Raw genomic sequence first — 16,929 nt, forward strand, 5'->3', positions numbered from 1 at the left:
GGGTTACTGCGCGTCGGGCTGCACCTCCGGGGCGGCCTGCTGGAAGGCTTCGAGGGACTGGCAGCGCGCCTCGATGGCGAGGATGCGCGGCAGGCCCGAGAGGTCGCAGTCGAAGCGGCGGGCGTTGTAGAGCTGGGGAATCAGGCAGGCTTCGAAATAGCCGGGACGTTCGCCGAGGGACAGCGGGCTCTTCAGCGCCGCCAGGCCGGCCTCGACGTTGCGCAGGCCGATTTCCACCCAGTGGCGAATCCAGGCGCTCTTCACCTCGTCCTCCACCGCGAGCGTGCCGCTCAGGTACTGCAGCACGCGCAGGTTGTTCAGCGGGTGGATATCGCAGGCGATATGCATTGCCAGGGAACGCACCTGGGCACGCTGCAGCGGGTCGCGCGGCAGCAGGCCCGGTTGCGGATGGGTTTCTTCGAGGTATTCGAGGATCGCCAGCGACTGGGCGATGCGCGCATGCCCATCCACCAGCAGCGGCACCAGCTCCTGCGAGTTCAGCGCACGGTATTCCTCGCTGTGCTGCTGGCCGCCATCCTTGACCAGATGCACCGGAACCTGGCGATACGCCAGGCCCTTGAGGTTCAGCGCGATGCGTACGCGGTAGGCGGCGCTGGAGCGCCAGTAGGAGTACAGCGTCAGCGGTTCAGTGCTCATGTTTTTCCACCATCTGCTCGATGGCGCCGAAGATCGATTGCCCGGCGGCATCGAACATCTCGATACGAACCCGGTCGCCGAACTTGAGGAACGGCGTCTGCGCCGCGCCATGCTCGACGATCTCCAGCATGCGCTTTTCCGCCAGGCAGGAGGAGCCGGCGCTGCGGTCGTAGTTGGACACGGTGCCCGAACCGATGATCGTGCCGGAGCCCAGCGGACGGGTCTTGGCGGCGTGAGCGACCAGGGTCGGGAAGTTGAAGGTCATGTCGGCGCCGGCATCCGGCTGGCCAAACAGCTCGCCGTTGATGTGCGAGACCAGCGGGCGATGGACCTTGCCGTCCTTCCACGCCGTGCCGAGTTCGTCTGGCGTCACCGCCACCGGCGAGAAGCTGGACGACGGCTTGCTCTGGTAGAAGCCGAAACCCTTGGCCAGCTCGCCGGGGATCAGGTTGCGCAGCGACACATCGTTGACCAGCAGAATCAGTTGGATATGCCCCGCCGCTTCGGCCGGAGTCGCGCCCATCGGCACGTCGTCGGTGATCACCGCCAGCTCGGCCTCGAGATCGATGCCCCAGTCCTCGTCGGCCAGGCGGATCGGGCTGCGGGGAGGCACGAAGGCATCGGCGCCGCCCTGGTACATCAGCGGGTCGTGCCAGAAGCTCTCCGGCATCTCCGCGCCACGGGCCTTGCGCACCAGCTCGACGTGATTGACGTAGGCGCTGCCGTCGGCCCAGTGATAGGCGCGCGGCAGCGGGCTGTGGCAGGCGGACTGGTCGAAGGCGAAGGCGGCGGTTTCGAGGTTGTCGTTGAGACGGTGGTAGACCGCCTCCAGTTGCGGGCGGCAGTACGCCCAGTCGTCCAGAGCGGCCTGCAGGGTGGACGCGATGGACGGGACCGTGACCGCGCGGCTCAGGTCACGGGAGACCACCACCAGCACGCCGTCGCGGCCTTGGTTCAGGGAAGCGAGTTTCATCGATCAGCCTTGGAAGAATGTGTCGGAGGATTTTCCCTCACCCCAACCCTCTCCCGGAGGGAGAGGGGGAAGAGCGGCCCTCTTCCCTCGTGGGGAAGGGAACACGCGGCTTACTTGTCGTCGATCACGCCGCGGCGGATCTGGTCTTCCTCGATGGATTCGAACAGCGCCTTGAAGTTGCCCTCGCCGAAGCCCTGGTTGCCCTTGCGCTGGATGATCTCGAAGAAGATCGGGCCGATCACCGTGTTGGTGAAGATCTGCAGCAGGATGCCGTCGTCGCCCGGGGCGCCGTCGATCAGGATGTTCAGCTCGCGCAGTTGGTCGAGCGGTTCGCCGTGGCCCGGCACGCGGGTGTCGACCTTCTCGTAGTAGGTGTCCGGGGTGTGCATGAAGTCCACGCCGTTGGCGCGCAGCTGGCGCACGGTGGCGTAGATGTCGTCGGTGCACAGGGCGATGTGCTGGATGCCTTCGCCGTGGTACTCGCGGATGAATTCCTCGATCTGCGACTTGTCGTCCGCCGACTCGTTGATCGGGATGCGGATCTTGCCGCACGGCGCGGTCATGGCACGGGAGAACAGGCCGGTGAGCTTGCCTTCGATGTCGAAGTAGCGGATCTCGCGGAAGTTGGCGATGCGCTCGTAGAAGCCGGACCACACGTCCATCTGCCCGCGTTTGACGTTGTGGGTCAGGTGGTCGATGGCCATCAGGCCGACGGCGTTGTCGTTGGCGCTGCGGCCTTCGATGAATTCGAAGTCGACGTCATAGATGCTGTGCGAACCGTAGCGGTCGACGAGGTACAGCAGCGAACCGCCGATGCCTTCGACGCAGGGGATGTTCAGCTCGCCGAAGTTGGCATGGCTGCCGACCAGCTTGGCGCCCTGGGACTCGACGTAGGCGGCGGCCTGGGCGGCGTTCTTCACCCGGAAGGCCATGGCGCAGGCGCTCGGGCCGTGCTTTTTGGCGAACTCGTGGACGTGGCCGGTCGGGCTGCCGTTGAGCACGATGTTGATGTCGTTCTGCTGGAACAGCCAGACTTCCTTGGAGCGGTGCTTGGCGGTTTCGGTGAAGCCCATGGCGGTGAACAACTGGCGCAGTTGCTCGATGCCGGTGGCGTCCGGCGCGGTGAATTCGACGAACTCGAAACCGTCGGTACCGATGGGATTGTGTTGCTCGATCTTGGCCACGGCGTTCATCCGGCCTCCTCGTTGTTGTTGTGGGCTGGCAGCGCAAGGCGCCAGGCAGGATTGGATGCCTTCATCTCAACCGCCGCGGGCCTTTCGTACAAGCCACGCCGGGACGCTCTGGCTCAGGACTTGCGGCCCGCTCCGGCAAGATTTCGTTACAGCACCGGAATGGCCGGAAATCCCCACACTTCCGGCCTTACGCGCGTAACGAATTCCTTACACAGCGGTGCGACAAGCTGCCACGGCAGATGGAGTACACCAAACCTGTAGGAGCCAGCTTGCTGGCGATCCCCAACTCACACCCGGCTGCAACGTTGCCGGCGAACATGGTTGATCGCCAGCAAGCTGGCTCCTACAGTTCCCCACCCGACATCAGCTTCCGTGACCACTGTATGGCCCGCGCCACACCACCCGACCTGAACGCCAGCGACGCGCCCCTGCGCGGGCTGGCCCGCAGCTATCCGCGCGGGTTGTACATCGAGCCGCACGAGCATGAGTGGGGACAGGTGCTTTACGCGATGTCCGGGGTGATGTGGCTGGAAACTCCGCAGGAAGCCCTGCTGGTGCCGCCGCACCGCGCGGTGTGGCTGCCGCCGGGGGTGCTGCACGGCATCCGCGTGGTGTCCGAGCTGCAGATGCGCAACATCTACCTGCGCCCGTCTCTGGCACAGTCGCTGGAAGAGCGGGTGCAGGTGTTCGAGGTCGGCGCGCTGCTGCGCGAGCTGATCCTCAGGCTGGTGGAGCAGGAACAGAACCCCGAGGCGGAGTATTACCGCGCGCTTTCCGATCTCGCCGTACTCGAACTGCGCCGCGCCCGCCGCAGCCTGCCACGCGTGCCGCTGCCGGATGCCTCCGACCGCCGCCTGCTCAATCTCTGCCACGCGGTGATGGCGGCGCCGTCGCAGGATATCCCCTTCGAACAGCACGCCGCCGACGCCGGCGCCAGCGTGCGCACCCTCGCCCGCCTGTTCCAGCGCAGCCTCGGCATGGGCTTCGCCGCCTGGCGCCGCCAGGTGCAACTGGCGACAGCAGTGGCGGCGCTGACCGAAGGCACGCCGGTGAGCGTGATCGCCCATTCGCTGGGGTATCAGGCGGGGAGCTTCAGCGAGATGTTTCGGCGGGAGCTGGGAGTTTCGCCGTCGGCGTACCTGACAGCAGAGACCCTGTAGGAGTCTGTAACCCTGTCCGAAATTCCGAAGCAACGCCGTAGGTTGGGCTGAGGTACGAAGCCCAACGATCCAGCCCGGTGGCTGCCGATGTTGGGCTTCGCTGCGCTCAGCGCCAACCTACAAACGCCGGCAGCCTCTGCGAAACTCCGAAGCAACGCCGTAGGTTGGGCTGAGGTACGAAGCCCAACGATCCAGCCCGGTGGTTGCCGGTGTTGAGCTTCGCTGCGCTCAGCGCCAACCTACAAACGCCGGCAGCCTCTGCGAAACTCCGAAGCAGCGTCGTAGGTTGGGCTGAGGTACGAAGCCCAACGATCCGGCCTCGTGGTTGCCGATGTTGGGCTTCGCTGCGCTCAGCGCCAACCTACGATTCTCCGGCAGCCTGTCCGAAATTCCGAAGCCGATGACCGGCAGCCGCTAACCAACATCGCCAGAATGCCTCCACTCCCCCGGCCCCACCTCGGAGGCGCCATGAACTACCTGATCTCGCTGGCAATCGGCCTCGCCGTCGGCGCGCTCTACAACCTGCTGGACTTCCGCTCCCCCGCCCCGCCCACGGTGGCGCTGGTCGGGCTGCTCGGCATGAGCATCGGCGAGCAACTGCTGCCGGTCGGCCGCGATTTCGTGCTGCGCTGGCTACAGTGAACTGCACGGCCATCACATCCCCTCACTACGGAAACTACCCATGCAAGCCCTGCAATTCGCCCATACCGGCGACCTCTCCGCCCTGAAACTGGTCGACCTGCCCGACCCCGTCCCCGCCGCCGGCGAAGTGCTGGTGGAGGTCCGCGCCGCCGGGCTCAACCCGAGCGACGTGAAGAACGTCCTCGGCCGCTTCCCCTACACCACCCTGCCCCGCGTCCCTGGCCGCGATTTCGCCGGCGTGGTGCTGGAGGGACCGGAACACCTGCTCGGCCAGTCCGTATGGGGCACCGGCAAGGGGCCGGGCTTCCTTCGCGACGGCAGCCATGCCCAGCGCCTGTGCCTGCCGGCCGAGGGCGTGGCGTTGATGCCGAAGGTGCTGAGCTTCGCCCAGGCCGCCAGTTGCGGCGTGCCCTACACCACCGCCTGGGACGCCCTGGAGCGCACCCAGGTGGACAGCGGCACCCGCCTGCTGGTGATCGGCGCCGGTGCCGTCGGCTCGGCGGCCATCGCCCTGGCCAAGGCGCGCGGTGCGCAGGTGCTGGCGGGCGTCCGGCGTGCCGGCCAGGCGCAGGAACTGAAGGCCCAGGGCATCTCCGCGATAACCCTGGATGCGCCGGAAGACCTGCCGATGCAGGTCGACCATGTGTTCGCCGGCGGCGCCGATGTGATCTTCGACACCACCGGCTTCTGGCTGCCGGCGGCGGTAGCGGCGCTGGCCACCTTCGGCCGCATCGCGATCATCGCCGCGCCGGTCGACGGCCATGTGCAACTGCCGGCCCTGGCGCTGTACCGTCGCGGCGGTTCGGTGGTCGGGGTCAATTCGCTGCTCTACGACACCGTCGCCTGCGCCCGTATGCTCAGCCAGTTCGGCAAGCTGTTCGACGAGGGCCTGCTGCCGCTGCCCATCGACGTCCACGAATCGCCACTGAGCGAGGGCCTGGAGCGCTACCGGGAAGTCAACGAAGGGCGCAGCGACAAGATCGTGCTGATCCCCTGAAGATCACGGCGGCCACAGGCACGGACTCGCCTCTGCCCTGGCCTGCCGTCCATCGGAAAGGCCCGGGCGGCGCACTTGCGAGGATAGAGGCCATGTGCCATATATCGCTCCGCAACGCATCGGCAAACCTGGGCAGTAAAAGGGGGCTCACGTGCGAGAGAGGGATCTCGAAGCCGAGTACGATCGCCTGGTCGGACTCTGCTATGAATGCGTACTCGACGAAGACGCCTGGCTGCCGCTGTTGAAGAGCCTGGCCGGCGCCACGGGTCGCCAGCTTGGCGCCCTGCTGTTCTGGGACCAGAACGATGAAGGCCCCCACGCGACAGAGATCAATCTCTGCGAGCCCTCGGTCATCGAGGCCTACAACCGCGAATTCTGCAATCTCGATCCGAGCCGCGGCTTCATGCTCAATCGCCCGGTGGGCGACTGGTACCACGATTTCCAGCACTACGGGCAGAAGAACATCCTGCGCGATCCGTACTATCAGGACTTCCACATCCCCAACAGGATGCACAACGTGTCCTGCATGAAACTCCACGAACAGCTCAACTCGGGCATCTACCTGTCGCTGCTGACCAGTACCGACGCGCCCGAACCCACTCCGGAGCAGCAGGCCATCCTCAAGCGCCTCGGCCCGCACCTGCTGCAGGCCGCGCGGATGTTCGAACGGATCAGCGACATGCGCGTGGAGCTGGGCAAGCGCAACCTGCTGCTCGACCGCCACCCCACGCCGCTCTGGCTGCTCGACAGCGACAGCCGGGTGCTCTACTGCAACCTGGCCGCGCAGCAGCGCATGAGCCAGCGCGGCGCGCCCTTCTACGAAAACTTCCAGCGCCTGTACAGCCGCCAGCAGGGCGCCCGTCTGCAGGCGCTGATCCGCCAGGCCTGCGAGCACAAGGGCAAGCCCCAGGCCGGCTGGCTGCGCCTGGACGGCGAACCGCCGCGCGAACTGCTGGTCACACCGGTTCCGGCCGAGGCTTCGTTCAACCTGCAGTTCCAGAAACCGCTGGCGCTGCTCGCCCTGCTCGAACAGGCGCAGCCGGGGCCGCTGCTGGCCGAACTGTTCGGCCTGACCCCCGCCGAGCGGCGCCTCGGTGAACTGCTGAGCCTGGGCCTGACCCCGGAACAATGTGCGGATCGCCTGGGCGTATCGATCAACACCGTACGCAGCCAGTTGCGCAGCCTGTTCCGCAAGACCGGGACCGAGCGCCAGGTGGAACTGGTCGGCCTGATCGGGCGGCTGCGCCAGTAGGCAGCGGCAACGAGTTTCACTCGCTCTGCCAGAAAGGCGGCGCCAAAGTGGCTGGGCCAGAACTCGCGTAGGTTGGCGCTGAACGCAGTGAAGCCCAACGATGGCGATGTTGGGCTTCGCGTTGCTCAGCGCCAACCTACGGTGGGCATTGCAGCCCGTAGGGCCATGCCCGCGATTCGCGCATGGGGCGCTCCTCAGCCGAAGCACGCCAGCCGTAGGCGGGGAACGCCAGCGAAGAACCAAGAAAAAAGCTGCCGCCCCGAAGGTCGGCAGCCAGTCTGGTACTCGCGGAAAATCAGTTCTGGGTGATGGTGGCAGTGCCGTTGGTGCCTGTCTGGAACACCCAGGCGGTGTTGTGGGTGTTGGTCTGGGTGATGAAGGCATCGTTGCCGGCACCGCCCTGCAGGACGGTCGCGGTGTGGTTGCTGCCGTTCTGGGAGATGTCCGCCAGGTTGCCGCTGGAATAGGCGTACTGCTCGACCCGGACCGTATTGTCATCACCGGTTTGATCGATATCAGCGGTGTTACCGTAACCTTCGCTGTAGCCGGTAATCAGGTTACTGTTGCCCACCTGGTCGACCAGCAGGGTGTTGCCGTCGTCGTCCTGTTCGAAATACAGCTCGTTGGTGTTGCCACCGCTCTGGTTGACGGTCGCGTTGTGGTTGCTGCCGGTCTGGGTCAGGGACGAGACGTTCCAGCTGCCATTGCCCTGGTCGACGGAGGCCACGTTGGAGTTTCCGGTCTGGGTCAGGGTGGAGCCGTTGCCGTCGCCGTCATGTTGCGTCACGGAGGCGCCGTTGCCGTTGCCGACCTGGCTCAGAATGGACGCATTGCCGTTGCCATGCTTCTGGGTAACGGTGGCATCGTTGCTGTCGCCGTCCTGGTCCAGGACAGACCAGTTGCCATCGCCGAAGCCCTGATCGACCAGAGCATCGTTGCCGGCACCGGTGCCATTCTGGGTCACCGTCGAGAAGTTGCCGTTGGCGTTGATCAGCTGGTAGGTCGTGGAGCTGTTGTTGTCTCCGGTCTGGGTCTGCACGGAGTAGTTGAGGTCACCGCCTGCACCTTGATAGGCCTTGGCATAGTTGTTGTAGCCATCCTGGGTCTGCAGGGCCTGGTTGCCTTCGCCCGCCTGCTGCCAGATCTCCGCATCATGACTGCCGCCGCTCTGAATCTGGGTGGCGTAGTTGCCAACGGCAGAGTAGGCATTTTCGATGAAGGCATTGTTTTCGGAGCCGCCTTGTACCTGGAGGGCATGGTTGCTCGTCGCCTCGTCATGCTGGTCAACAGTGGCGATGTTGTCGTTGCCGGTCTGCGCCTGGGAAGCCTCGTTGTAGTAAGCCCCCCACTTCTGATCGATGGTGGCGGTATTGTGATTGCCGCCCTGTGCCTGGCTGGCCACGTTGCCGGTGGATACGTCCAGTTGATTGACGTTGGCTTCGTTGTTGTCACCCGCCTGCACCTGGGTGGCCGTGTTGCCGTTGGAGATACCGGTTTGCGCCACGGTCGCATCGTTGCCATCGCCACTCAGTTGGATCTGGGTCGCGGTGTTGCCCGCCGCCATGACCTGAACGCTGGCAAGGGTCAGGATGGCTGCGGCTAGCGGTTTGAACTTGAACATGGTCGATCTCCTTGTGCTTCTCATGTTGTGTGCGGCCGACGTCATTGCACCTGACGAACCAGGATTCTCTGGCCATTGCCGTACTGGGTGATGCCACTGCTGAGGCCGTAGCCGGCCTGTTCTATGCGGGCGCTGTTGCCGGCGCCGTACTGCGTGATCCGCGCGTCGTTGTAGGCGCCGATCTGCGAGATGTAGGCCTCGTTGGCCGAGCCGTACTGGCTGATGCTTGCCGTCAGCTCGCTGCCCTGCTGGAGGATGTAGGCCTCCTGGTCGCTGCCGGCCTGGACGATCGCCCCCAGGTTGCCCTGGCCGCTCTGGTGCAGGGTGGCGTGGTTGGCGACGCCCTGCTGCAGCACATAGGCGCGGTTGTTGGCGGCGGGCTGCTGGTTGCGCAGCGCGACCAGGTCGATATCGGGGCCGAGGTCGAAGTTGTCCGCCAGGTCCGCCGTCGATGACGCTGCGGCTCCCCAGCCACTCAACAGTGCCAGCACGATGCCTGCGCAAATGCCTTGCAGGAGCCTCATGGCGAAATCCCGTCCGCGATACAGATGGCCCCAGTTTCGGTGGGGAGGAATCCCCCCCGGTATCGGTAGATGGATGGAAAATCAGGCGATGGGGGGATTAATCCCGGTGAGCGAAAAGTGCGGCCGGCAGCTTGCCGCCTTGTGCGGCGACGCGGGCGGCCGGGTGGATGGACGAAGGGAATATGACGCTGACCGTCGCCAGCGGCAGTCGATGATCAGCCGATGCCGGGGAAAGGTCGATCCGGAATGGACAGCGGTTTCATGGCCGCTCGCACACCAGCGGCACCCACAGGATTACCACTCCATCCCCCGCTGACCACGCAGGAGAAACATCGCTTCGACGCGGTTCGATGCCCCCAGCTTGCCCAGCAGGTTGTGGATGTGGCTCTTGACCGTATGCGGGCTCAGACAGAGGTGGCTGGCGATTTCGGCGTTGGACAGCCCCTTGCCTGCCAGGCTGAGAATCTCCTGCTCGCGACCGGTCAGTTCCACCGTGCTTTCCGGAGACTGCCGCAGGCGGCGGAACTGGCACAGCAATTGCTCCATCACCGTGCGCGGCAGCCATACGCCACCGCCAAGCAGGGTCCGCAGACCGGAAAGCACCTGCTCGCGGCTGGCATGGCTGTAGAAGATGCCGTTGATCCCAGGATGCCGTTCCACCAGCCGCTTGGCTTCCGTCGCGGAGACATTGACCAATGCCCCAGGCGCCTGCACCAGCAAACCTTCGAGCAGAGTCGAGAGCTGCGGCTCCGCGACGCTGCCGACATCCAGCAGCCATAGCGCGGTATCGGCCGGCAGCGCCTCGTCGAGCGACAGCAGGGTCACCTGCCATTCATCGCTGTTGCCGAGAAAGTGCCGGAACAGTTGCCCCAGCAGTTCGTTGGCGGTGAGTAGCGTTATTTCCTTGGGCTGGCGAGCCCTGCCACTGCGAAACAGGTCCATTTCCATGGAAACATCCCTAGAGAGCGTATGTCCTGGCAATTTCCGCGATGGGTAGCAGGGCCCAAAAGCGATAGCCAATTGGCATAAAACCCTAGTCTCGGGAAACGACCCCTCCATCATTCATCTGGATGAAGCGACGGACCGCTCGTCGGCGCTCCGCGCGCATCCATCCCCTCGCTCCGGAGCCAGAAATGCGGCGGCGCCATAGCGTCGCTTTACGCTCATCCACCGTCCCGACTGCCACTCATACAGCGAAACGCCGCCGTGACTACGCTCTGTCATTCATATGAATGATGGCCGGACGCCGCCAAAGAATTAGCCTGTCCTCAGAATCGTCTGATCAGCGAAAACAGCGCTTTTCCCGGGAGCAGTCAGGAGCAGCAGTATGGAAGAATGGACGCAGCAGCAGGCGGGTTCGCTCGAAGAAGTCATTGGCAGGCTGGAACGGAATATCCATCAGCTCGGTACAGGCCCCGAGCCGCTGGCGGAAGACAGGAGCCAGGCCGAAGTCTCCCGCGTGCTGCCCTTCCCCACCCGAGGTTCCCGGGCGGGCAACGCCGTGCTGATCGACTATCTCTACGGAATCAACAGCACCTTGTCGGCACAGAGCCCGGTGCGGCCGACCGAGGAACTGTTCCGTTACGCCAGCACTGCCCCGGCGGCGCGCGCCCTGCGTTCGCGCCGGCAACTGCTGTCACGGGAAATCGACAACTGCTGCAGCCGCCGCGCCGGACAGGCACGCATCCTCAGCGTAGGCAGCGGCCATCTGCGCGAAGCGGACCTCGCGCAAGGACTGCGCCACGGCCGGTTCAGGGAGTTCGTCGCCTTCGACAGCCATCCGCCGCACCTGCAGGTGGTCGAGCAGTCCTATGGCAGCCTGGGCGTGCGCACCTGTCTCGGCAGCTTCGAACAGCTCCCGGGCAGCTATCCCGGGCTGCGCGACTTCGACCTGATCTACTGCGCCGGCCTTTACGAACAGCTCGACGACGCCAACGCCGCACGCCTCACCCGCGACCTGCTGCAGCGCCTGAAGCCCGGCGGCCGGCTGCTGCTGAGCAACTTCCGGCCCGGCGTGCCGAACATCGCCTATCTCGAAGGACTGCTCGACTGGCGGCCACAGTACCGCAGCGCCGATGCGCTGCAGGACCTGCTGGCGGGCATCCCCGACAACGACATCGGCTACACCCGGGTCTTCCACGACCTGAGCAACTGCGTGGCGTTCCTCGAAGTGACTCGCCACGGCTGATTGCCGATGCTGGGCTTCGTTGACGCTGAGCTTGCGAAGCCCGACATCGACAACCGCCGGACCAGCGTTGGGCTTCGTACCTCAGCCCAACCTACATACGAAGCCCAACGGCCACCACGTGGGCATCAATGCTGCAGATGCCCGTAGAGCTTGGCGTACAGGCCGCCGTCGGCGATCAGTTGCTGGTGGTCGCCATCCTCGGCGATACGGCCGCCGTCGAATACCAGCACGCGGTCGGCCTGCTTAACCGCGGACAGGCGGTGGGCGATGATCAGCGTGGTGCGCCCTTCCAGGTAGTGCGCCAGCGCCTGGTGCAGGGCGAATTCGGTGGCGGCGTCGAGGGCCGAGGTGGCCTCGTCGAGGATCACCACCTTGGGTTCGGCGAGGACCATGCGGGCGATCGCCAGGCGCTGCCGCTGGCCGCCGGAGAGGCGTACGCCGGCACGGCCGACCACGCTGTCCAGCCCCTGCGGCAGGCCACGGATGGTGTCCGCCATCTGGGCGATCTGCAGCGCCCGCCAGCAGGCTTCGTCGCTGCGCTCGCGGCCCATGGTGAGGTTGGCGCGCACCGTGTCGTTGAACAGCGCCGGATGCTGCAGCACCACGGCGACATGCTCGCGCAGGGTTTCCAGGCCGATCTCCGCCTGGCTCGCGCCGCCGAAGGCGATGCTGCCGGCCTGCGGCGTATAGAGGCCGAGCAGGAGCTGTACCAGGGTGCTCTTGCCGCCACCGCTGGCGCCGACGATGGCGACCTTCTCGCCCGGCGCGATATTCAGGTTGAGGCCGTCCAGCACTGGCTCCTCGCCGTAGGCGAAGGACAGGCCGCGCACCTCGATGCCGACCGTTTCGCGGCCGTCGAACGGATCGACGCCGCCGCGATACTGCGGCTCGTCCTTGCGCGCCAGCAGTTCGTTGATGCGGGTGAGCGCGCCGCCGGCGGCATAGAAGGCGTATTGCAGGCTGAGCAGTTGCTCGACTGGGCCGATCATGAACCACAGGTAGCTGAACACCGCCAGCATCTGGCCGATGGACAGGTCGGAAAGCAGCACGGTGAGCATCGCCGCGGCACGGAACACGTCGATGCCGAACTGGAACAGCAGGCCGCTGGCGCGTCCGGCGGCATCGCTCTTCCACTGCGAGGCGACGGCGTAGTCGCGCACTTCCTTCGCCCGCAGGCCGAGGCGGCCGAGGAAGAAGCCCTGGCGGTTGCTCGCGCGGACTTCCTGGATTGCTTCCAGGGTCTCGGTGAGTGCCTGGGTGAAGCGCGAGGTGCTGTCGTTTTCCTGCTTCTTCAGGTGCTTGACGCGCTTGCCGAGCTGCACCGTGGCGTAGATCACCAGCGGGTTGAACAACAGGATCAGCAGCGCCAGCTGCCAGTGCATCCAGATCAGGATGGCGGCGGTGCCGGTCAGGGTCAGTATCGCCACCAGCAGCTTGCTCAGGGTCTCGCCGACGAAGCGGTCGATGGTGTCCAGGTCGGTCACCAGGTGCGCGCTGACCGAGCCGCCGCCGAGGGTTTCGTATTCGCCGAGGGAGATGCGCTTGAGCCGTTCGATCAGGCGCAGGCGGATGCGGTAGACCACGTCCTTGGACAGGCCGGCGAACAGCTTGGCCTGCAGCACGTTGAACACCAGCGAGGCGCCGCGCAGGACCAGGGTCGCCGCCAGAATCAGGCCGATGTAGCCGAGCGGCCGCTGCCAGCCGTCCGGGAGGAAGTTGTTCATGAACTTCAGGGCGGCGTCGCCCTGGCCCAGCAGCACTTCGTCCACCAGCAACGGCAGCAGCAACGGGATCGGCACGCTGCAGACGGTGGCCAGTACGGCCACCAGGTTGGCGGTGATCAGGGCCTTGCGGTGACTAAGGGCAAGGCGACGGATTTCTTCCCAACTCAGGCGATCTTTGATTTCAGACATGTAGTCCGCGCTCCAGCCAGCGGGCAAGCAAAGGGGAAAGTTCTTCCAGCGGCTGGTAGCCGTTGGTCAACAGGGCCAGTTGGCCATTGCGTTCGGCCAGCAGGGTGGGGAAGCCGGCGATGCCGAGATCGCGTGCCCAGGAAAAGTCTCCCAGGGTCGCCAGATGGATTTCCTGGCTGTCGAAGGCCTCGGCGAACTCGATGCGTGGCAGACCGACGCTTTCCGCCAGTTCCGCCAGCAGCGTCGCCTGGGTGGTATCGCGCCCCTCGACGTAGAACGCCTGCTGGATCGCCTTGACCAGCGCCCAGGCGCTCGGCTCGTCGAGCTTGCGCGCCGCCACCACCGCGCGGCAGGCCGGCTCGGTGTCGTAGACGAAGCCTTCGGGCAAGGCGCCTTCGAAGCGGAACGGCTGGCCGGTGCTCTGCTGCACGGCCTGCCAGTGTTCGAGGATGTAGCGGCGGGTGCTCGGGTCCAGCGCCGCGCCCTGGCCGGTACGCAGTCCGCCGAGCACCAGCGAGAGGGCCACGCCCAGCTCCGCCGCCTGCTCTGCCAACACCTGCGCGACCGGGGCGAAACCCCAGCACCAGGAGCACATCGGGTCCATCACATAGAGCAGGCGGGCGTTGGCCAAGTATCAGTTCTCCACTGCGGCTTGCCGCGGATCGCGGCCAATGGGATGCGGTTGGTTGCGCGCTTTCGCCAGTTCGATCTGCTTCTGCCGCTCGCGGGCGCTGGCGCGGGTCTTCTCGCTCAGCGAATCCCAGCAGTGCGGGCAGCTGATACCCGGCGAATAACGCTCGGATTGCCGATCTTCGGCGGAGATCGGGTTACGGCAGGCATGGCACTGGTCGTAGTCGCCCTCGGAGAGGTCGTGGCGCACGGTCACCCGGTTGTCGAAGACGAAGCAGTCGCCGCGCCACAGGGTTTGTGCCTCGGGCACTTCCTCCAGGTATTTGAGGATGCCGCCCTTGAGGTGATAGACCTCTTCGAAGCCCTCGCCGAGCATGTAGCTGGAGGCCTTCTCGCAGCGGATGCCGCCAGTGCAGAACATGGCGACCTTCTTGTGCTTCGCCGGGTCGAAGTTGGCGCGGATGTACTCGGGGAACTCGCGGAACGACGCGGTCTTCGGGTCGATCGCGCCCTCGAAGGTGCCGATCGCCACTTCATAGTCGTTGCGGGTATCGATCAGCAGCACTTCCGGGTCGGAAATCAGCGTGTTCCAGTCCTTCGGCTCGACGTAGGTGCCGACCTGGCGGTTGGGGTCCACGCCCGGCACGCCGAGGGTGACGATTTCCTTCTTCAGCTTGACCTTGGTGCGATAGAACGGCTGTTCGTCGCAGTAGGACTCCTTGTGGTCGATGTCGACCAGGCGCGAGTCGCTCTTCAGCCAGGCGAGCAGGCCGTCGATGCCTTCGCGGGTACCGGAGACGGTGCCGTTGATGCCCTCTTCGGCGAGCAGCAGGGTGCCCTTGACGCCGTTGTCGAGCAGGGTTTGCAGCAGGGGTTCGCGCAGCGCGACGTAGTCCGGCAGGGAGACGAACTTGTACAGCGCCGCGACGACGATGTTCTGGGTCATGCGGGGTATTTCCTTCCAGTGGTCGCCCGCGTAAAGGGCGGACCGGTAATGAAAACGCCGGCGAAGGCCGGCGCGGTCAGGATTGTACCAAAGCTGGAAGGGAACGCAGGGTGGAAAAGCGCAAAGCCTTTTCCAGCCGGTTGGTGGAACTGGTGGATGAGAAAAGACGTCATCCACCCTACCCCTCAGTGGTCGTGCTTGCTGCCACCGCGACAGGTCGGAGAATCCGGCGCCGCTCCCTGCGCCATCCATTCGTCCGGGGTGTAGGTATGCAGGGCCAGGGCATGGAACTGCCCCATCAGCTCGCCGAGGCTGGCGTAGACCTTCTGGTGCCGCTTGACGGCGTTCAGCCCGGTGAATGCCGGGCTGACCACTACGGCCTTGAAATGCGTTTCCAGCCCGCGGCTGTGCATGTGGCTTTCGTCGAACACCTCGAGGTGTTGCGGCTCAAGTGCGGCCAGGGCGGTCTGGATACGTTCACGCATACTCATGTCGACTCTCTCGGAACCCCTCGGTCAGGGCTTGTTGGCGGGTGCTGCGGGGGCCTTCACGCCCAGTTCCTTGTCCATGTCGGCCAGCAGCTTGTTCACCGGATCGACGGCGTTTTGCAGCTTGGACTGGGTCATCTGGGCGGACTGCGCGGTCAGGCGCGGCATCTTGTCGAGGACTTTCTTGCCCAGCGGCGATGCATAGAAGGCGTTCAGTTCTTTCAGTTCGGATTCGGTGAAGTTGTCGGTATAGAGCTTGATCAGGTCCGGCTTGATCTTGTTCCAGCCCACGGCGCGGTCCAGTTCGGCGTTGGCCTTGGCCTGGTAGCGGTCGAGCACGGCTTTCTTGCTCTCCGGAGCCTTGGCCTGGGCGAAGCGCTGGGCAAACATCTGCTGCACCTGGGAGTAGACAGGCACCGTGAGCCTGTCGGCATGGACCTGCTTGAGGAACTTCTCGGCCTCGGCGGCGGAATCCGCCAGGGCCAGGGAACTGAAACCGACGAGCGCTACTGCGGTGCAGAGTTTGCGGATGTTTGTCATGAGCGTTCCTTGAATGTGAAGGGGTGTCCGTAAGGCAGATCATTCTGAGCACAAGTTCCCCTTCCCCTCAAGGCTAGGCAAGCACTCTCCCCTTCGGCGGAAAAATCGCCAGCAGGCTTGTCCTCATATTGGCGACACGGCATTCTGCGACGCACTGTCACATGGATGTGTCCGATGACCACCCTCGCCAGGCCGACCACCACGGCCGACCCTCCCGCATTGTGCGACCCGCGCGGCCGGCTCGACCCCGCAGCCGTGGGCTGGAGCGTGCGCCCGCATGTTTCCTGCCACCTGTCGGGCAATTATGGCCGGCGCAAGCGCTGGAACCACTGGTGCATCGTCACCCCCGACTGGATGCTGTCGCTGACCATCTCCGACGTGGACTACGTCGGCTACGGCGCCATCTATTTCCTCGACCTGGAAACCGGCAAGTCGGTGCACCGCTCGCAGATCCGCCCGTTCGGCTGGGGCTGCGACCTCCCCGACCAGCCCAACCAGAGCCACGCCTTCCAGCATGACCGCCTGACCCTGCGCTTCGACGAGCAGCCCGGCCGCCTGCGCATCACCGCCGACGCCCCCGACCTCGGCGGCATGCCGATGCTCATGGCGCTGGATGTGCTGCGCCCGTCGCACCTGGAGTCGGTCAACCTGGTGGTGCCGATGGGCGGGCGCAACTTCCACGCCTGCAGCCGGCAGATGGGCCTGCCGGTCACCGGCAGCATCCGCCTCGGCAACGACACCTACCATTGCGTGCCGGGCCAGAGCTTCGCCGCGCTGGACTTCGGCCGCGGCGTCTGGCCCTGGAAGACCTGGTGGCAACGCGCCGCCTTCGCCGCCCCGGGAGGCATCGCCGGCAACTTCGGTGCCGGCTGGACCGAACACAGCGAGCTGACGGAAAACGCCCTGTGGTTCGGCGGCGAACTGCTGCGCCTGCAGTCGGAGGTGGAAATCCGCCAGCCCGAGCACGACGAACTGGCACCCTGGACGCTGGGCAGCGCCTGCGGCAGCGTCGACCTCACCTTCACCCCGCGCAAGCAGCACCGCGCCTTCCCCAACCTGCATCTGGCCTACGTCGACACCCGCCAGTGGTTCGGCCATTTCGACGGTTTCCTGCGCAATGCGGCGGGCGCCCGCGTGCCGGTCTGCCGGGCGCTGGGCTGGATCGGCGAGACCCACGCTCGCTGGTAGACACGCCCGCCCGACGA

17 protein-coding genes are annotated in these 16,929 nt (G+C 65.4%); 6 read left to right on the plus strand and 11 right to left on the minus strand.

The window, feature by feature from the left end; translation table 11 throughout:
- Positions 1–3: 3 nt before the first annotated feature.
- The 3 genes from maiA to hppD form a co-directional block, all read right to left on the minus strand.
- Entirely contained in the window at positions 4–657 is a 654-nt protein-coding gene (gene maiA, locus JFY56_RS04365) for a maleylacetoacetate isomerase (RefSeq protein ID WP_208312235.1), read from the minus strand.
- The gene (locus JFY56_RS04370; RefSeq protein WP_208312236.1) at positions 647–1,630 is read right to left on the minus strand and encodes a fumarylacetoacetate hydrolase family protein; all 984 of its coding nucleotides are present in this window, start codon (positions 1,628–1,630) and stop codon (positions 647–649) included. The genes maiA and JFY56_RS04370 overlap by 11 nt, the downstream gene beginning before the upstream one ends.
- Positions 1,631–1,740: 110 nt before the next feature.
- Complete coding sequence (gene hppD / locus JFY56_RS04375) at positions 1,741–2,823, minus strand: 4-hydroxyphenylpyruvate dioxygenase (protein WP_208312237.1); 1,083 nt, start codon at positions 2,821–2,823, stop codon at positions 1,741–1,743.
- A 383-nt stretch (positions 2,824–3,206) separates the two neighbouring features.
- Here hppD and JFY56_RS04380 point away from each other — a divergent pair, with 383 nt between their 5' ends.
- The 4 genes from JFY56_RS04380 (at position 3,207) to JFY56_RS04395 (ending at position 6,874) form a co-directional block, all read left to right on the plus strand.
- Positions 3,207–3,983, plus strand: coding sequence for an AraC family transcriptional regulator (locus JFY56_RS04380; RefSeq protein WP_208312238.1), 777 nt, complete (start codon positions 3,207–3,209; stop codon positions 3,981–3,983).
- Positions 3,984–4,451: 468 nt separating this feature from the next.
- Entirely contained in the window at positions 4,452–4,625 is a 174-nt protein-coding gene (locus JFY56_RS04385; RefSeq protein ID WP_208312239.1) for a DUF1427 family protein, read from the plus strand.
- Positions 4,626–4,665: 40 nt separating this feature from the next.
- On the plus strand, positions 4,666–5,622 hold the full coding sequence (locus tag JFY56_RS04390) for a quinone oxidoreductase family protein (protein WP_208312240.1): 957 nt from the start codon (positions 4,666–4,668) through the stop codon (positions 5,620–5,622).
- A 151-nt stretch (positions 5,623–5,773) separates the two neighbouring features.
- Positions 5,774–6,874 carry a helix-turn-helix transcriptional regulator gene (locus tag JFY56_RS04395; RefSeq protein ID WP_208312241.1) on the plus strand — a complete coding sequence of 367 codons (1,101 nt, stop codon included), beginning with the start codon at positions 5,774–5,776 and terminating at the stop codon, positions 6,872–6,874.
- A gap of 295 nt (positions 6,875–7,169) precedes the next feature.
- Here JFY56_RS04395 and JFY56_RS04400 read toward each other — a convergent pair whose 3' ends face one another.
- The 3 genes from JFY56_RS04400 to JFY56_RS04410 form a co-directional block, all read right to left on the minus strand.
- Entirely contained in the window at positions 7,170–8,495 is a 1,326-nt protein-coding gene (locus JFY56_RS04400) for a hypothetical protein (RefSeq protein ID WP_208312243.1), read from the minus strand.
- A gap of 41 nt (positions 8,496–8,536) precedes the next feature.
- Positions 8,537–9,019 carry a curlin gene (locus JFY56_RS04405; protein ID WP_208312244.1) on the minus strand — a complete coding sequence of 161 codons (483 nt, stop codon included), beginning with the start codon at positions 9,017–9,019 and terminating at the stop codon, positions 8,537–8,539.
- Between the two features lie 294 nt (positions 9,020–9,313).
- Positions 9,314–9,961, minus strand: coding sequence for a helix-turn-helix transcriptional regulator (locus JFY56_RS04410; protein WP_208312513.1), 648 nt, complete (start codon positions 9,959–9,961; stop codon positions 9,314–9,316).
- 385 nt (positions 9,962–10,346) lie between these two features.
- Here JFY56_RS04410 and JFY56_RS04415 point away from each other — a divergent pair, with 385 nt between their 5' ends.
- Positions 10,347–11,207, plus strand: a complete 861-nt coding sequence (locus JFY56_RS04415; protein WP_208312245.1) for a class I SAM-dependent methyltransferase — start codon at positions 10,347–10,349, stop codon at positions 11,205–11,207.
- A gap of 125 nt (positions 11,208–11,332) precedes the next feature.
- Here JFY56_RS04415 and JFY56_RS04420 read toward each other — a convergent pair whose 3' ends face one another.
- The 5 genes from JFY56_RS04420 to JFY56_RS04440 all read right to left on the minus strand — a co-directional run bounded on the left by JFY56_RS04420 (position 11,333) and on the right by JFY56_RS04440 (position 15,724).
- Positions 11,333–13,120, minus strand: a complete 1,788-nt coding sequence (locus JFY56_RS04420) for an ABC transporter ATP-binding protein (RefSeq protein ID WP_208312246.1) — start codon at positions 13,118–13,120, stop codon at positions 11,333–11,335.
- Complete coding sequence (locus JFY56_RS04425) at positions 13,113–13,715, minus strand: DsbA family protein (protein WP_208312514.1); 603 nt, start codon at positions 13,713–13,715, stop codon at positions 13,113–13,115. The genes JFY56_RS04420 and JFY56_RS04425 overlap by 8 nt, the downstream gene beginning before the upstream one ends.
- Positions 13,716–13,754: 39 nt before the next feature.
- Positions 13,755–14,696, minus strand: coding sequence for an oxygen-dependent tRNA uridine(34) hydroxylase TrhO (gene trhO, locus JFY56_RS04430; RefSeq protein ID WP_208312247.1), 942 nt, complete (start codon positions 14,694–14,696; stop codon positions 13,755–13,757).
- Positions 14,697–14,881: 185 nt separating this feature from the next.
- Complete coding sequence (locus JFY56_RS04435) at positions 14,882–15,187, minus strand: BolA family protein (RefSeq protein WP_208312248.1); 306 nt, start codon at positions 15,185–15,187, stop codon at positions 14,882–14,884.
- Positions 15,188–15,211: 24 nt separating this feature from the next.
- Positions 15,212–15,724: a DUF2059 domain-containing protein gene (locus JFY56_RS04440; protein ID WP_208312249.1), complete on the minus strand. Its 513-nt coding sequence runs from the start codon at positions 15,722–15,724 to the stop codon at positions 15,212–15,214.
- 174 nt (positions 15,725–15,898) lie between these two features.
- Between JFY56_RS04440 and JFY56_RS04445 the strand changes: the two genes are divergently transcribed.
- Entirely contained in the window at positions 15,899–16,912 is a 1,014-nt protein-coding gene (locus JFY56_RS04445) for a DUF2804 domain-containing protein (RefSeq protein WP_208312251.1), read from the plus strand.
- The last annotated feature ends 17 nt before the right edge of the window (positions 16,913–16,929 follow it).

The organism is Pseudomonas schmalbachii, assembly GCF_017589465.1.
Lineage (GTDB): Bacteria > Pseudomonadota > Gammaproteobacteria > Pseudomonadales > Pseudomonadaceae > Pseudomonas > Pseudomonas schmalbachii.